15 protein-coding genes are annotated in these 15,373 nt (G+C 72.3%); 10 read left to right on the top strand and 5 right to left on the bottom strand.

Annotation, left to right across the window (positions count from 1 at the left end):
* Positions 1 to 262 precede the first annotated feature (262 nt).
* Genes FLX07_RS25165 through FLX07_RS25155 form a run of 3 tightly spaced genes read right to left on the bottom strand, consistent with a single transcriptional unit; the run spans position 263 to position 4,290 of the window.
* Complete coding sequence (locus FLX07_RS25165; protein ID WP_189104969.1) at positions 263 to 1,126, bottom strand: NAD(+)/NADH kinase; 864 nt, start codon at positions 1,124 to 1,126, stop codon at positions 263 to 265.
* A gap of 60 nt (positions 1,127 to 1,186) precedes the next feature.
* On the bottom strand, positions 1,187 to 2,635 hold the full coding sequence (locus tag FLX07_RS25160; RefSeq protein WP_142574008.1) for an ATP-binding protein: 1,449 nt from the start codon (positions 2,633 to 2,635) through the stop codon (positions 1,187 to 1,189).
* Positions 2,632 to 4,290, bottom strand: a complete 1,659-nt coding sequence (locus tag FLX07_RS25155) for an NAD(P)/FAD-dependent oxidoreductase (RefSeq protein WP_142574006.1) — start codon at positions 4,288 to 4,290, stop codon at positions 2,632 to 2,634. Before FLX07_RS25155 ends, FLX07_RS25160 begins: the two co-directional genes overlap by 4 nt.
* Before the next feature lie 180 nt (positions 4,291 to 4,470).
* Here FLX07_RS25155 and FLX07_RS25150 point away from each other — a divergent pair, with 180 nt between their 5' ends.
* Complete coding sequence (locus FLX07_RS25150) at positions 4,471 to 5,169, top strand: CBS domain-containing protein (protein ID WP_142574004.1); 699 nt, start codon at positions 4,471 to 4,473, stop codon at positions 5,167 to 5,169.
* Positions 5,166 to 5,657 carry a CBS domain-containing protein gene (locus FLX07_RS25145; RefSeq protein WP_142574002.1) on the top strand — a complete coding sequence of 164 codons (492 nt, stop codon included), beginning with the start codon at positions 5,166 to 5,168 and terminating at the stop codon, positions 5,655 to 5,657. Before FLX07_RS25150 ends, FLX07_RS25145 begins: the two co-directional genes overlap by 4 nt.
* On the opposite strand, the gene FLX07_RS25140 is transcribed toward FLX07_RS25145, so the two are convergent.
* Both FLX07_RS25140 and FLX07_RS25135 read right to left on the bottom strand, forming a co-directional pair.
* Positions 5,644 to 6,648, bottom strand: a complete 1,005-nt coding sequence (locus FLX07_RS25140; RefSeq protein WP_142574000.1) for a zinc-binding alcohol dehydrogenase family protein — start codon at positions 6,646 to 6,648, stop codon at positions 5,644 to 5,646. The two genes, FLX07_RS25145 and FLX07_RS25140, sit on opposite strands and share 14 nt — an antisense overlap.
* On the bottom strand, positions 6,648 to 7,076 hold the full coding sequence (locus tag FLX07_RS25135) for a pyridoxamine 5'-phosphate oxidase family protein (protein ID WP_142573998.1): 429 nt from the start codon (positions 7,074 to 7,076) through the stop codon (positions 6,648 to 6,650). Before FLX07_RS25135 ends, FLX07_RS25140 begins: the two co-directional genes overlap by 1 nt.
* A gap of 173 nt (positions 7,077 to 7,249) precedes the next feature.
* On the opposite strand from FLX07_RS25135, the gene FLX07_RS25130 reads away from it, so the two are divergent.
* From FLX07_RS25130 to FLX07_RS37965, 8 genes are all read left to right on the top strand, one after another.
* On the top strand, positions 7,250 to 7,654 hold the full coding sequence (locus FLX07_RS25130; protein WP_142573996.1) for a VOC family protein: 405 nt from the start codon (positions 7,250 to 7,252) through the stop codon (positions 7,652 to 7,654).
* A 99-nt stretch (positions 7,655 to 7,753) separates the two neighbouring features.
* A complete protein-coding gene (locus tag FLX07_RS25125; protein ID WP_142573994.1) occupies positions 7,754 to 7,933 on the top strand; it encodes a hypothetical protein in 180 nt (59 codons plus the stop codon).
* A gap of 5 nt (positions 7,934 to 7,938) precedes the next feature.
* Positions 7,939 to 8,274, top strand: coding sequence for an ArsR/SmtB family transcription factor (locus FLX07_RS25120; RefSeq protein WP_142574046.1), 336 nt, complete (start codon positions 7,939 to 7,941; stop codon positions 8,272 to 8,274).
* Positions 8,271 to 9,992 (top strand): SulP family inorganic anion transporter, encoded by a 1,722-nt coding sequence (locus FLX07_RS25115; RefSeq protein WP_142573993.1) that lies wholly within the window; start codon positions 8,271 to 8,273, stop codon positions 9,990 to 9,992. Before FLX07_RS25120 ends, FLX07_RS25115 begins: the two co-directional genes overlap by 4 nt.
* An 81-nt stretch (positions 9,993 to 10,073) precedes the next feature.
* On the top strand, positions 10,074 to 11,399 hold the full coding sequence (locus FLX07_RS25110) for a lanthionine synthetase LanC family protein (RefSeq protein ID WP_142573991.1): 1,326 nt from the start codon (positions 10,074 to 10,076) through the stop codon (positions 11,397 to 11,399).
* 174 nt (positions 11,400 to 11,573) lie between these two features.
* Positions 11,574 to 12,185, top strand: coding sequence for a hypothetical protein (locus FLX07_RS25105; RefSeq protein ID WP_142573989.1), 612 nt, complete (start codon positions 11,574 to 11,576; stop codon positions 12,183 to 12,185).
* A gap of 174 nt (positions 12,186 to 12,359) precedes the next feature.
* Positions 12,360 to 13,946, top strand: coding sequence for a cellulase family glycosylhydrolase (locus FLX07_RS25100; RefSeq protein ID WP_142573987.1), 1,587 nt, complete (start codon positions 12,360 to 12,362; stop codon positions 13,944 to 13,946).
* Positions 13,947 to 14,173: 227 nt separating this feature from the next.
* Positions 14,174 to 15,355, top strand: coding sequence for a hypothetical protein (locus FLX07_RS37965; RefSeq protein ID WP_223853873.1), 1,182 nt, complete (start codon positions 14,174 to 14,176; stop codon positions 15,353 to 15,355).
* The last annotated feature ends 18 nt before the right edge of the window (positions 15,356 to 15,373 follow it).

Here is a 15,373-nt window from a genome sequence, read left to right as displayed (position 1 = left end):
CCAAAGACGGACTCTCCAAAAAAGAGATCATCCGCTGCCTCAAACGCTACGTCGCCCGCGAGCTCTACCGGATCATCACCACACCAAATGATCAAAAACTCGCAGCTTGACATCCATAGGAGCATCCGTCAGGGCACGCTCGGGCCTTGGCGGCCCTGCCACGCGGGCCTTCACCCCCAGCCTGAAAGCCGGAGCACTAGCCCGCAACTCGGTAGCCCTCTCGCTGCCCCGGGCGTCGGCAGCGGACGTATGGACCGGCGGCTCAGTCGACCTCGGCGCTGCCGTTCACGCGGAGCTTGCGGCGGGCCCGCTCGTAGAAGGTGGTCGTCCCGAGCCGTACGACGCGGGCGGCGGCGCGCAACGCGGTCACCGTGAGCCGGTCGCCGGGGGACAGGTGACCGCCGATGGTGCCGTCGACCTCCAGGGCGAGCTGCCCGCTGGTCGGGAGCACATCGAGCGTCACCTCCTCGTCGGCCGACAGGACCAGCGCCCGGTTGAACGCCGAGTGGGCGGCGGCCGGGACGACGAGGAACCCCTCGACGGAGGGGGAGACGATCGGGCCTCCCGCCGAGAAGTTGTACGCGGTTGATCCGGTCGAGGTGGAGACGATCACGGCGTCGGCGGCGTACCGGACGAACGGCTCACCGTAGACGGAGACGGCCACGGCCGCGAGCCCGTCGCCGGGGATGCGGACGAGGGCGATGTCGTTGAACGCGGTCACCATCCGGCCGTCGTGGCCGGTCGCCCGGACCGCCATGCGCGGCTCGACCGTGTATCTGTGCTCGTCGATCGCGGACAGCGCGGGCGCCAGCTCGTCCACGTCGATCTCGGCGAGGAAGCCGAGCCGTCCCAGGTTGACCCCGAGGACGGGGGTCGGCCGCCCGGCGATCAGGCGCATCGTGCGCAGCATCGTGCCGTCGCCGCCGAGGCTGACGAGCAGGTCGGACCGCCTGACCAGGGCCGGGGTGTCCACCGCGATCGCATTGCAGTCGATGCGCCCGACCTCGTCGGGCAGTCCCAGCACCGCGCAGTCCCGCTTGCGCGCCCACTCGACGATCGTCTCGATCGCCTCCTCGGAGTCGCGTTGCGGGTGCAGGACGAGACCCACGGTGCTGACCATGCCCATGCCCACACTGTACGACCGGGCCGCACGGCCGGCCTTGTCGAGCGGCCTTATCGGGCGGCCTTATCGGGCGGCCCGCGGGGCGGCCTGGTCCACGGGCAGGTAGACCCGGAACCGTGTGTCGCCCGGACGCGAATCCACCCTGATGTCCCCATGGTGCTTGTTGACCACGATCCGATAGGAGATGTCCAGACCCAGGCCGGTGCCCTCGCCGACGGGTTTGGTGGTGAAGAACGGCTCGAAGATGCGGGGCCGGACCTCGGGCGGGATGCCGTGGCCGGTGTCGCCGACCTCGACGATCAGGTAGCCGTCCTTCCGCCGGGTGCCGAGGGTCAGCGTGCCCGTGCCGTCCATCGCGCCGAGCGCGTTGTCGATGAGGTTGGTCCACACCTGGTTGAGCTCCGCGGCGAACGCGGGGACGGGCGGCAGCGACCGGTCGTACTCCTTGACCGTGCGAACGCCCGCGGGGATCTTGCCCTGCATCATGGTCAGCGTGGCGTCGAGCAGGTCGTGCACGTCGACCGTCTGGTGCGGGGCGCGGTCGAGCTGGGAGTACTGCTTGGCGGCGGCGACCAGGCCGGAGATCCGGTTGACCGCGTCGTCGATCTCGCACATCAGCAGCTCGGTGTCCACCGTGTAGGTGAGCCACCGGACCGCGGACTCCAGGTTCTCCTCGCCCACCGCGTCGGCGATCTGGTCGAGCCAGCACGCGTCGAGGCCGCCGGCCACCAGCGTCGCCGCCAGGTCCCAGCCGCCGACGATGTCGTGCTCGTCCAGCCAGTCGGCGACCGCGTCCTCGGCGTCGGAGCGTGCCAGCGGCGTGAGGTCGGGGGCGGCGGCCGACCGCTTGACCGCGTCCTCCTGGAGCTCCACGAGGTCGTGCAACTGGCTGCCGTCCAGCCGCCCGTCAGCGATCATGGCGAGCTTGTGCCGCACGCCCGCCACCCGCTCGCGCAGCGCCGACGTCGCCCGCACGGCGGCGGCCGCCGGGTTGTTCAGCTCGTGCGTCAGGCCGGCCGACAGCGAGCCGAGCGCGAGCAGCCGCTCCCGCTCGCCGACGATCGTCTGGGTGGCGCGCATGCCGAGGAACAGCCCCTCCAGCAGGTGCATCGCCATCGGGAACCACTCGCGCACACACGTGGCGATCACCTCGGCCGGCACCACGAAGAACTCCGCCTCGGTGACCGCGGTCAGCGTGTTCATGTAGAGCTGGGAGAACTCGCCGGCGATGTACGCCTGGGTGGCGCCGCCGTACACGCCGCGCTGGGCGGTGCGGCTCACCTCGACCTCGTCGCCCTGCACCCGCCTGCTCATCGCTACCGTGCCGCCCAGCAGCACGAAGAAGCAGGTGGCGGGGTCGCCCTCCTCGTAGACGCGGGTTCCGGCGAGCCGCCGCTCCACCCGGCCCGCCTCCGACAACCGCGCGAGCTGCGCGTCGTTCAGCGCCTCGAACAGGAACAGCGTGCGCAGCTCGTCCGGCGGCAGCGTCGGCTCATGCGGATGGTCGGTCATGGAGCCTCCAGATAACGGTGGACGAGCGAGACCGCCATGGCGCCCTCGCCGACGGCCGAGGCGACGCGCTTGACCGATCCGGCCCGCACGTCGCCCGCCGCGAAGACGCCGGGCATGCTCGACTCCAGGTGATAGGGGTCTCTGGACGGCGTCCATCCGGCCGGGCGGCGGCCGTCCGCCAGCAGGTCGGAGCCGGTCAGCACGTAGCCGGACGCGTCGCGGGCGACAACGTCGCCGAGCCATTCGGTGCGCGGTTCCGCCCCGATGAAGACGAACAGCCACGACGTCGCCACGGTGGTCGTCAGGCCGGTCCGCCCGTCGCACAGGATCAGGCGCTCCAGGTGGTCGCGGCCCTCGCCGCCGACCACCTGCGTGCGCGGATGGACCTCGATCGACGGGATGGCCTCGATCTGATCGATCAAATACTGCGACATCGACCGGGTGAGGTCGTCTCCCCGGATGAGGATGTGCACCTTGCCGGCGTACCGGGAGAAGTACACCGCCGCCTGCCCGGCCGAGTTCGCGCCGCCGACGATGTAGATCTCTTCCCCGGCGCAGCTCGGGGCCTCGGTGGCGGCGGCGCCGTAGAAGACGCCCCGGCCGGTCAGGTCGGCCAGGCCGGGCGCGTCCAGGAGCCGGTAGGACACGCCGGTCGCCAGCACGATCGTGTGCGCCGTCACGGCGGTGCCGTCGCCGAAGTGCAGCAGGGTGGCCGAACCGCTCCGTTCGAGGCCGACGACCTCCCGGGTGGTGAGCAGTTCGGTGTTGAACTTCAGCGCCTGCCTGCGGGCGCGGTCGGTGAGCTGGGCGCCGGAGACCCCGTCGGGGAAGCCCAGGTAGTTCTCGATCCGGCTGCTCTGCCCGGCCTGACCGCCGGTGGCCCGCTGCTCCACGAGCAGGGTGCGCAGTCCCTCGGACGCGCCGTACACCGCGGCGCCGAGGCCGGCGGGGCCCGCGCCGATCACGGCGAGGTCGTAGAGGTCCGAGGCCGGGGTGGTGGCCATGCCGACGTGCGCGGCGAGGTCGGCCTCCGTGGGCCGCGCCAGGGCCTTGCCGTCCGTGGTGATCACCACCGGCACGTCCGCCTCGCTCATCCCGGCGGCGGTCAGCAGGCGTCCGCCCTCGGCCTCGTCGGCCCGCAGCCAGCGGTACGGCACGAGGTTGCGGGCGAGGAAGTCGCGCACCGTGAACGAGTGCGCCGACCAGCGATGACCCACGACCTTGGTCTCCGGCATCGTCACGGCGGGGGTGGCGAGCCAGGCCTCCAGCAGCGCGTCCAGCACCGGGTAGAGCTTCTCCTCCGGCGGGTTCCACGGCTTGAGCAGGTAGTGGTCGAGGTCGACGATGTTGATCGCGCTGATGGCCGCGTCGGTGTCGGCGTAGGCGGTCAGCAGCACCCTGCGCGCCAGCGGGAAGACGTCCATGGCCGCTTCGAGGAACTCGATGCCGTTCATCTGGGGCATCCGGTAGTCGGCCAGCATGACGGCGACCTGCTCGCCGCGCAGCTTGATCTCGTGTAGCGCGTCGAGCGCGCTGGAGCCGGACTCGGCTCGGATCACCCGGTAGCGGTCGCCGTATCGGCGGCGTACGTCACGAGCCACCGCCCGGGAGACGGAAGGATCGTCATCGACGGTGAGGATCGCGGCATTCTGCACAACTCACACGGTACTGGCGGCTCTCGGCTGAATGGCACACCTGGGACATAGGTCCCACCGTAGGGGGACGTTCGCCGGTCGCCCCGCCTCCGGTCATGGCCAAGGCTGGAGGCGTGGCCGTGATCGGAGCGTGGCCGTTGTCGGGGCGTGGCCGTGATCGGGGGGACGAAGGAGGTCGCCATGCCGATGACCGTCCGCGACGTCATGAACCGGTTCGTCGTCGCCGTCGAGGCGACGGCCTCGTTCTCCGACGTGGTCACCGCCATGTGCCGGTTCCATGTCGGGGCCGTCCCTGTCGTGGACGGGGACCGGCGGGTGATCGGCATGGTGAGCGACGACGACCTGCTGCTCAAGGACCTCGACAGACGGCCCGCCGATCTGATCGTCGAGGGGCCGTCCCGGCACAGGGAGCGCAGGAAGGCGAGCGGCCACCGCGCCGCCCAGATCATGAGCAGCCCCGCGATCACGGTCACCGAGGACACCCCGCTGCGGCAGACGGCCTGTCTCATGCACCGCAACGGGATCAAGGAGCTGCCCGTGGTGGACGGGGAGACCGGCCGGATCACCGGGCTGGTCAAACGGTCCGACCTGATCAGAGCGTTCTGCCGGCCCCCGGAGGACCTCCGCGACGACATTCTCGAAGTGGCCTCGCGCTACGCCCGGCACTGCGCCGTACGGGTCGAGGACGGGATCGTCCACCTCGACGGCGACGTGGAGCGGCGTTCCCAGCTCCGCGCCCTGATGGAAGAGGTCTGGCAGGCGGACGGTGTGGTGGACGTCGACTCCTCCATCACGTACGAGATCGACGACGTGGGCCGGGCCGTCCCCGCGGGCGCGCTCCGGCGGACCGGCCCGGCGGAAGGCGGGCGGGACCGATGAGCGTCGAGACCACGACCGCGGCCGAGGTGATGACCCGGGCGCTCGTCACGGTTGAGCCGGAGGAGTCGCCGCTGATGGCCTGGGAGCTCATGTGGCGGGCCGGCGTCCACCACCTCCCGGTCGTCGACGCCTGCTGCCGGCTCGTCGGCGTGCTCGGGCGGGAGGACGTGGCCGCGCACTGGTCGGGCGGCCCCGCCGAGCAGTCGCAGGCGGTGGTGCGCACGCTCGTGGAGGGGCGGCGCTGTCCCCGGGTCGCCCCGGACGCCCCGCTGTCCGAGGTCGCCGCGCTGATGGCCGACGCCGACTGCGGCGCGGTCCCCGTGCTCGGCCCGGACGACGTCCTGTGGGGCCTGGTCACCACCACCGACGTGCTGATGGCGCTGGCCGGGAGGAGGGCGCGTCCGGCCGGCGACCAGGCCGACGACCCGGCGGACGTGAAGGGCGGCCTGTTCCACCTGGAGCCGGTGCCGTCCGTCACCTGTCCATGAGCAGGACGGCCGCCCCCTCGACCCGGTCGGCGGCCAGGTCGGCCAGCGCCTGTCCGGCGCCGTCGAAGGGGTAGGGCGTCGTCGTGACCCGCGGATGGTGGAGGGCCGCCAGCCGCAGGAACTCCCGCCCGTCGTCACGGGTGTTGGCCGTGACGCTGCGCAGCGTGCGCTCCTGGAACAGGTGGCGCTGGTAGTTCAGCACCGGGATGTCGGTGAGGTGGATACCCGCCACCGCGAGCGTGCCGCCCCGGTCGAGCGCGGCCAGCGCGACCGGCACGAGGTCGCCGACCGGCGCGAACAGGATGGCCGCGTCCAGGGGCTCGGGCGGCGGGTCGGCGCTGCCCGCGGCGGAGGCGGCGCCCAGCCGGAGCGCGAGCTCCCTGGCCGCCGGCGACCTCGTCATCACGTGGACGGTCGCGCCCTCGGCGATCGCGATCTGGGCGGTCAGGTGGGCCGAGGCGCCGAACCCGTAGACGCCGAGCCGTCCGCCCGGAGGCAGGTCGGCGCGGGCCAGCGCGCGATATCCGATGATCCCGGCGCACAGCAGCGGGGCGAGCGTCTCGGCCGGGGCGTCCTCGGGCAGCGGGTAGACGTACGCCGCGGGGGCGGTCAGCAGCTGCGCGTACCCGCCGTCGGCGTCCCAGCCGGTGTAGGTGGACGCCGGGCACAGGTTCTCCGCGCCGCGCAGGCAGTAGCGGCACCGGCCGCAGGTCGAGCGGAGCCAGGCCACTCCCACGCGGCTGCCGACCGGCGGTCCCGGCGTGTCCGGGCCGAGCCCCGCCACGCGTCCCACGACCTCGTGCCCGGGAACCGTACGAAGGCGTCTCGGGGGGAGGTCGCCCTCGGCGAGGTGCAGGTCGGTGCGGCAGACCGCGCACGCCTCGACGCGGACCAGCAGTTCCCCGGGCCCGGGCACCGGGTCCGGCAGCACGGCCCGCTCCAGCGGCCGCGTCGCGACGGGCCCCGGCCGGGCCACGACCCAGGCGTCCATCACATGTGCTGGATGCGCCGGCCGCTGACCTCGTTGGGCGAGATCCGGATGTAGAGCGGACGGTCGCCGCCCGGCCACGACTCCACGGCGCTCTTGTTCACGTCGCCGGTGATGTGGTGGGCCCCGCCGCGCACGAGCACGCTCCAGCCCTCCCGGGTGCTCTCGTCGATGTGATCCACCTCGAAGGCCACCATGAAGTCGGCCCCCTCGATCCCCGTGCGCAGGTCGGAGTCCATCGGGCCGCCGAGAGCGGTGCGGAACAGGACGGCGCCCTGCTCGATCGTGTAGTTGACCGGCAGGACCACGGGCCCGGCCGGGTTGTTGAAGGCGACTCTGCCCACGCCGCCGGGCGAGATCAGCCGCAGGCACTCCTCGTGGTCGAGCTTGGTCAGGCGCGGCATGCCGGCGGGAGCCGTGTCTTCAGTCATGCGAACCTCCACGATGATCCACAACGGGTGTCGGCGACCAGTGTGCCGTTCCCGGCCCCTCCGGCGGCACCGACCTCCGTCGCTCAACGGTAGGACTAAGGGCCCGGAAGCCTTGGCCGCCGCTTGCCGTAATCCATCCCCAACCGCATGCCCAGAATGGGCACGACCGTCACGTGGAAGTGCTGAGCAGCCGAATACTCCTGCGCGCGGCCGACCGGACCGCGAGCCGTCGTTTCTACCGGGACCTCCTGGGCCTGGCCGTCAACCGGGAGTTCGGCCCGGCCGAGGACCCCGGGGTGGTGTTCTTCCTGGGGCAGGGGTTCGTCGAGGTCTCGCCGCGCACCGGCGACGTGCGGGAGGGGCCCGCGATCTGGTTGCAGGTGCGCGACGTCGAGAGGGAGCACGCCCGGCTGGTGGAGGCCGGGGTGCCGGTGTCCCGCCCGCCCCGGCTGGAGCCGTGGGGGCTGGTGGAGATGTGGATCGAGGACCCCGACGGCCTGCCGATCGTGCTGGTCGAGATCCCCGAGGGTCATCCGCTGCGGCGTGACCAGCGCTCCTTCACGCCGCGCCCCGCCTGAACCCGTCTCACGCCGCTCGACGCGGTTGCGGTGCTGCTGAATTGAAGAATTCTTCATGTTGTGAATATCCTGAGCTCCGCCGACGGAGGAGAAGACGACATGCACGAGTTCACGGCGGAGCTGCGCGCCCGGCTCGCGGAGGCGCGCGAGGAGCTGCGGCGGGCACGCGAGAGCGGCGACGAGCACGGCGTCCAGATCGCCTCGGGCCGGCTGGACAACCTGAAGCGTCTGGCCGCCGACCACGGGATCAACCCGGAGGCGGAGGAAGAGGCGGAGTGAGCCCGATGCCCGTCCCGCTCTATCAGGCCAAGGCCGACTTCTTTCGCACCCTGGGACATCCGGTGCGCATCCGCGTGCTCGAACTCCTCCGGGACGGGCCTCGCCCGGTCCGCGAGTTACTCAACGAGATCGAGGTGGAGGCGTCGAACCTGTCCCAGCAGCTCGCCGTGCTGCGCCGCACCGGTCTGGTCGGCGCGGTCAGGGAGGGCGGCACGGTGGTCTACTCGCTGGCCACGCCCGACGTCGTGGACCTGCTCGCGGCGGCCCGGCGGATCCTCACCGACATGATCACCGGCCAGGGCGAGCTGCTGGCCGAGCTTCAGGCGGAGGCGGCCGAGTGACCGGCGCGGCCGAGCGGCTGTACGGCCGAATCGCCGGGCTGCTGCCCTCGCCCGCCGACTGGCGACCGGCCCGCCGCAGCCCCGGCCGCGACCTGATCGCCGGGCTCACGGTCGCGGTGGTGGCCCTGCCGCTCGCGCTGGCCTTCGGGGTCGGCTCCGGGCTGGGCGCGCAGGCCGGCCTGGCCACCGCCGTCGTCGCGGGCGCGATCGCCGCCGTCTTCGGCGGCAGCAACCTCCAGGTGTCGGGGCCCACGGGGGCCATGACCGTCGTCCTCGTCCCGATCGTGCACAGTCACGGCCCGGGCGGGGTGCTCGCGGTCGGCCTGCTCGCCGGGATCGTGCTCCTGGTGCTCGCGCTGGCCCGGGTCGGCAGGTACGCCCGCTACATGCCCATCCCCGTCATCGAAGGGTTCACGGCGGGCATCGCCGTCGTCATCGCGCTCCAGCAGGTGCCCGCGGCACTCGGCGTGACCGGCGAGGGGGAGCGGGTGTGGCAGGCGGCGGGGAACGCGCTCGCGAACTTCGCGCGCGACCCGCATCCGGTGCCGATCGCGATGGCGCTCGTGGTCGCCGGGGTCATGCTGCTGGGCGCGCGATGGCGGCCCGCGGTGCCGTTCTCCTTCCTCACGGTCGTGGTCGCCACGGTCGTGGCCGAGGCCGCAGGGCTGGACGTCGCCCGCATCGGAACGCTGCCGGCCGGGCTGCCCGCGCCGTCGATCGGCTTCCTCGACCCGGGCGCCGTCACCTCGCTGCTCCCGGCGGCCCTCGCCGTGGCCGCCCTCGGGGCCCTCGAGAGCCTGCTGTGCGCCTCGGTCGCCGACGCCATGAGCGTGGGGGAGCGGCACGACCCCGACCGCGAGCTGTTCGGGCAGGGCCTGGCGAACGTCGTCTCGCCGCTGTTCGGCGGCATCCCCGCCACCGCCGCGATCGCCCGTACGGCGGTGAACGTCCGCTCGGGCGCGCGGTCCCGCCTGGCCGCTCTCGCGCACGCCGTCGTGCTGGCCGTCATCGTGTTCGGCGCGAGCGGCCTCGTCGGGCGGATCCCGCTGGCCGCGCTGGCCGGTGTCCTGCTGGCCACGACGGTCCGCATGGTCGAGGTCGGCTCGCTGCGCGCCATCGCCCGCTCCACCCGGGGCGACGCCGCGGTGATGGTCCTCACCTTCGCCGTCACCGTCGTCTTCGACCTCGTCACCGCGGTCGCGGTCGGCGTCGGCGTCGCGATCGTGCTCGCCCTGCGGGCCGTCGCGCGCAGCGCGCAGATCGAGCAGGTCCCGCTGGAGACCGGCGACCACGGCGACGAGGAACGGCGCCTGCTGGCCGAGCACATCGTGGCCTACCGGTTCGACGGCCCGCTGTTCTTCGGCGCGGCCCACCGCTTCCTGCTCGAGCTGTCGGAGGTCGCCGACGTGCGGGTGGTCATCCTGCGCATGTCGCGGGTGTCCACGATCGACGCCACCGGCGCGGGCGTCCTCGGCGACGCGATCAGGCGGCTGGAGGGGAAAGGGATCACCGTGCTGCTGTCGGGCATCCGGCCGGGCCACGACGAGGTCCTCGGCGGGCTCGGGGTGGCCGACCACCTCCGCCGCGACGGGCTCGTCTTTCCGGACACGCCGGCCGCGATCGCCCACGCCAGGACGCTGCTCGGACTCCCGTCCGCACCGCCGCCGACCCCGGTTCTCGCGGCGCCTCACCCGGACGTTTCCCCGCGGACGGTGTGATGGGCGCACGACTCCCCGTAGGCTTCCGAGTGGAAGAGCAGTAGCCTTAATTTCCTACCAGCTTTGTGGGAGACTGGGGTGATGAGCACCTGGCCCCGCGAGACACCCGTCACCGCCGCCGTCACGGCCGCGCGCTGGGTGCGGTCGGCGGCGATCGACGACGACCTGGGACGGCGATGGCGGGCCAACCCCGATCCCCGGGGACGGTCGGCCGGGGCCGGTGACGTCGCGTCCCTCTACGCCGGCGCGGCCGGTATCGTGCTGTTCTTCCTCGAACTCGCCGCCGCCACCGGCCACGAGGCGTACCTCCAGGACGCGCTCGCGGGAGCGCGCAGACTCGCCGTCACCTGGCCCGAGCAGCGCGACCCGACCTTCTACCACGGGCGCGCCGGTCTGATCTTCGCGATGGCGGAGACGGGGTGGGCGACGGGCGACGAGGAGATCTTCGGAGCGGCCCGCGCCGCCGCCGACCGCCTCGTCCGCGACGCCCGGCCCCTCGGCGACGGCATCGGCTGGACCGGTGACCCGGCGCAACGCGGTGACGGGGGGATCGTGCTCGCGCTGCTGCACGCGTCCGGCATCCTCGGCGTCCCGGCGTACGAGGAGGTGGCCATCGAGGCGGGGGAGCGCATCGCGGGTCTCGTCGTCCCCGGGCACCGCTTCGGCGGCGACGCCGTCCCCGACCTGCCCGTGGACGCCGTCACCCCCGGGTTCCTGTCCGGGACGGCGGGCACGGCGTTCCTGCTCGCCCGCCTGTACGGCGTGACCCGCGACGAGCGGTTCCTGGCGGCGGCCCGCAGGGGCGCCGACTTCGTCCGCACGGTCAGCGAGGTCACCGACAGGTGCGCGCTCGTGCCGCACCATATCCCGCAGGGGCGCCGGCTCCACTACCTCGGCTTCTGCTCCGGATCCGCCGGCGTGGCCCGCATGTTCCACGAGCTGCACCGGGTCACCGGCGACCCGGGCGATCTCGACTGGATGGAACGGCTCGCGCACGGAATCATGCACAGCGGCGTGCCCGGCGCCCGGCCCTCGGGTCACTGGGACGTGGCCTGCCTGTGCTGCGGCACGGCCGGGCTGATCGAGTGTTTCGTGGGCCTGTACGCGGCCACGGGGCACGAGCCGTACCTCGACTTCGCGCGCACGCTCGCGATCGACCTCATCGGGCGCGCGACCGCGGGCGACGAGGCCGGCTTCCGCTGGTATCAGGCCTATCGGCGGCTGCGGCCGGGGGAGGTCACGGCCGACACCGGATACATGGTGGGAGCCGCGGGCATCGGGACGGCCCTGCTGCACCTGGACGCCACGGAGCGCACCCGCACACCGCGCCGGCTGATCCTCCTGCCGGACAACCCGTTCCCCGCCATCCCGATCCCCGCCGCCGTCCTGCGCGGCGACCAGGCATAGCCAGGAGCACGCAGGCGCAGGACGGGGTGGGAGCGGACTACTCCCTGCGGCGTAGCGCGCCCGCCCAGTGCGTCCGGCACGGTAGTCGGGAGAGCCCTCCCCGGTGCGACGACAGCGCGGATTCGTCGCGGCACGATCTTCCCAGAGACCCTTCCCGGGAAGGACGGAGCGACGATGTTGTTTGTCGAGCTGCTGGTGCCCAAGGGCATGTTCGACGAGTGGGAGCGCCGGGTGCTCGCCCGGCGGCTCACGGCGCGGAGTCTGCTGTCGCCCGGCGACGGCACGACCCCCGCCGTGGACCCCGGTGTCATGGATCTGTTCGACTCGCTCTCCCACGTGGTGGTCCGTGAGGAGGAGATCTGGATCGCGGGCGACACCCTGCTCGACGGCTCCCAGGACCCCTGGTATGTGGTGAACGTCATCGTCGGGCTGTGGGGCAGGGAGATGAGCGAGCACCTCGTCTCCCGGATCACCGCCGAACTCGCGGAGGCGGAGGGGCGCTCCGAGCCGCGTGTCGTGGTGAATGTGATCGGTCTTCCGGAGGGCGGCTACGGCCTGCGCGGGCGGGTGTGGCGATCCCCGGACTTCCTCGCCCTGATCGAGGAGGCCAAGACCGGATCGGCCGCGCAGGTGCCGGACGGCATGGTCGTCGACCCGGTCTGCGGCGCCACCGTGCCGCTGGGAGAGGCGGTGATCCTGGAGCGCGACGGGCAGACCCACGGCTTCTGCTGCACCCACTGCCGCGGGCACTTCGTCAGGGAGTCGAGCGCTGCGGGGGCGTCCTGACGGCGGCCGGCGGCGGGCGCCCCTGAGGCGGCGCGCCGGGCCGGATCCCGGCTGAAAATTTCACCTGTGCGCGGCGGGCGCGCCCAGCTCAGCGGGGGTGGCGCCCGGCGCACCTTTGACTTAACCGGTCTAGTTCACGACGCTTCGCTCCGGTCTTCTATGGAAGGACGGAGCATGCGACGCAGAGGCGCGATCCTCACCGCCCTGGGGCTGATCGCCGCAGGCGGACTCGCCGTGGGCAACACGCCGGCGGCCCAGGCCGCGGTGGCGTGCACGGTCACCTACACGGCCAGCCAGTGGCCGGGCGGCATGTCCGCCAACCTGGGCATCCAGAACCTGGGCGACGCCCTGAGCGACTGGACGCTCACCTTCACATTCCCCGACAGCGGTCAGAAGGTCACCCAGGGATGGTCGGCCACCTGGAGCCAGTCGGGCAGCACCGTGACCGCGACGGCGATGGACTGGAACAAGTCCCTGTCCACCGGCGGCTCGACCAGCATCGGCTTCAACGGATCCTGGTCCGGAAGCAACCCGGCGCCGACCGGCTTCGCGCTGAACGGCGTCGCCTGCAACGGCGGCACGCCGTCGCCGTCGCCGTCCCCGTCGGCCTCGCCTTCCCGCTCGCCCAGCCCGTCGCCGAGCCCGTCGCCGAGCCCGTCGCGCAGTCCCTCGCCCAGCCCCTCGCCCTCGACATCACCCAGTCCGTCTCCCAGTCCGTCGCCCAGTCCTTCCGCCAGCCCGTCCACCGGGACGGCGCCGAAGCTGAAGGTGTCGGGCAACAAGATCGTGAACGCCGCGACCGGCACGCCGTACCGGCTGCTGGGGGTCAACCGGTCGGGAGGTGAGTTCATGTGCGTCCAGGGCCGCGGCGTCTGGGACGGCCCGGTCGACAACGCGGCGATCGACGCGATGAAGGCGTGGAACGTCCGGGCGGTCCGCGTCCCGCTGAACGAGGAGTGCTGGCTCGGCCTGAGCAACATCCAGTCCTCCTACGGCGGCGCCGCCTACCAGAACGAGGTCAAGGCGTACGTCGACCGGCTGGTCGCCAAGGGCATCACCCCGATCGTCGAGATGCACTGGAACTACGGTCAGTACACCGGCAACTCCTCGGGCTGCTCCGACGTCCACGCCTCCTGCCAGAAGCCGATGCCGGACGCGCAGTACGCCCCGCAGTTCTGGACGGGGGTGGCGAACGCGTTCAAGGGCCGTGACGAGGTCGTGTTCGACCTGTTCAACGAGCCCTATCCGGAGCGCGCCACCGGGAGCGCCGCCTCGGGGTGGGCCTGCTGGCGCGACGGCGGCACCTGCTCCGGCATCCCCTACCAGGTGGCGGGCTTCCAGTCCCTGGTGAACGCGGTGCGGGGCACCGGTGCGACCAACATCATCATGCTGGGCGGCCTGGCCTACTCCAACGACCTGTCGCAGTGGCTGCAGTACAAGCCCACGGACTCGCGGAACAACCTGGCCGCCGCGTGGCACGTGTACAACTTCAACTCCTGCGTCAGCGCCTCGTGCTGGGACAGTCAGCTCGCGCCGGTGGCGGCCCAGGTCCCGCTGGTGGCCGGGGAGATCGGTGAGAACACCTGCTCGCACGGGTTCATCGACCAGGTCATGAACTGGTTCGACGCCAAGGGCCTGTCCTACCTCGGCTGGACCTGGAACGCCTGGGACTGCTCCACCGGCCCGTCACTGATCAGCGACTACAACGGCACCCCGACCGCCTTCGGGGCCGGGCTGCGGGCTCGCCTGCTCTCGTCCTGATCCCGATACGTGGCGTGTCCTCCTTCCCTCTCCGGCCCCCGGGGAAGGGGGGCGCGTCATGTCTGACTTTGCCACTTGATGGGGAGTTCGTCCAGAAAGTAAAACTTTCGCCTCAGATGTCGAGATTTGGGGTGTTCTTGGCTTAGTGTCCGGTTACCCAGCCGTGACCAGTCAGGAGATCCCCCATTTCCAGCTACGCGGACCCTCAGAACGTCCTCCGGGAGCAGATGAGCCCGGCGAAGGATGAGACGCACCACGCGTTCGCCGTGTCCCCACATCGGCAGGACGCCTCCGCCCGCTCCGTTCCGGCGGGCTCCCAGCACACATCCACCGACGGCGCCGACGCGGCCGCCGTTCCCGAGGTCGGCTGCCCGACCGCCGAGGGCCGCACCGTCCTGTACACCGGCAAGACGACCGCGTCGTACTTCTGGGACGACGGGTCGGGCGTCAACGGCGACACCGGCGCCCCCGCGTCGGGCGAGCCGATGCAGGAGGGCCTGGCCGCCAGCCCGAGCTGGCCGATGGGCACCAAGGGCTATGTGGTCTACAAGGGGAAGAAGGCCGACTTCTTCATCGGTGACCGCGGCCCCGGCGTTCCCTCCAGCAGCGGGGTCATGCTCGACCTCGACGGCAAGACGTTCGCCGACCTGACCGGCGGCAAATGGGACACCGGCTCGCTCACCGTCGAGGACTCGGGCGGGCTCGGCCACATCCCGGTGAAGTACGTGATCACCCAGTGGGGCAAGGGCCGCGGCAAGACGGGAGAGCCCAAGCCCTTCTCCACGGGCGCGTACGGGGTCAAGGACCAGCCGAAGCCTCCGCCGCCCTGCCCCACCAGGGCTCCCGCCCCCGCTGCGGCCCCCACTGCCGCTGCTGCCGCTTCCGCTGCCGTCGCGCCGCAGGACTCCGCCCCCCTGCCCACGGCCGGCGTGAAGGAGAGCCCGGCCTCCGCCGCCTCCGCGGCCGTTGCGCCGGACACGCCCGTCTCAGCGGACGTGCCGGACACGCCGGACATGCCCGCCTCGCCGGACACGCAGGCCGAGGCCGCCGCGAACCCTGCCGCGAACGCCGCCGTCACCCCTGCCGCGAGCTCTTCTGTGAACCTCTCCGCGAACCCCGCCCTGACCGCCGCCGGGAAGACCACGCAGAAGAGCACCCCGACGACCGCGCAGAAGACCGTGAAGGCGGCGAGGCACGGCCAGGTGACGGCCTCCCCCGCGTTCGTCCCCGTGTCTGCCGTGGACGGACAGCCGGCAGAGGCGGCCGCTCCCGCCTTCTCGGTCGCGATCGTGGTGTGCGCGCTCGTCGCCGTGGGCGCGAAGGCCGTGCTGAGCCGGCCCGCCCACGCCCACGCCCACGCCCACGCCCATAGAGGCTCGCACCAGCAGGGCCGCCACCGCAGGCAGTAGCGGGACGCGGTCGCCGCC

The sequence above is a fragment of the Microbispora bryophytorum genome, from assembly GCF_006874465.1.
GTDB lineage: Bacteria > Actinomycetota > Actinomycetes > Streptosporangiales > Streptosporangiaceae > Microbispora > Microbispora bryophytorum.
Note: the sequence above shows the minus strand (reverse complement) of the source record. Positions and strands in the feature narration are given on the sequence as shown.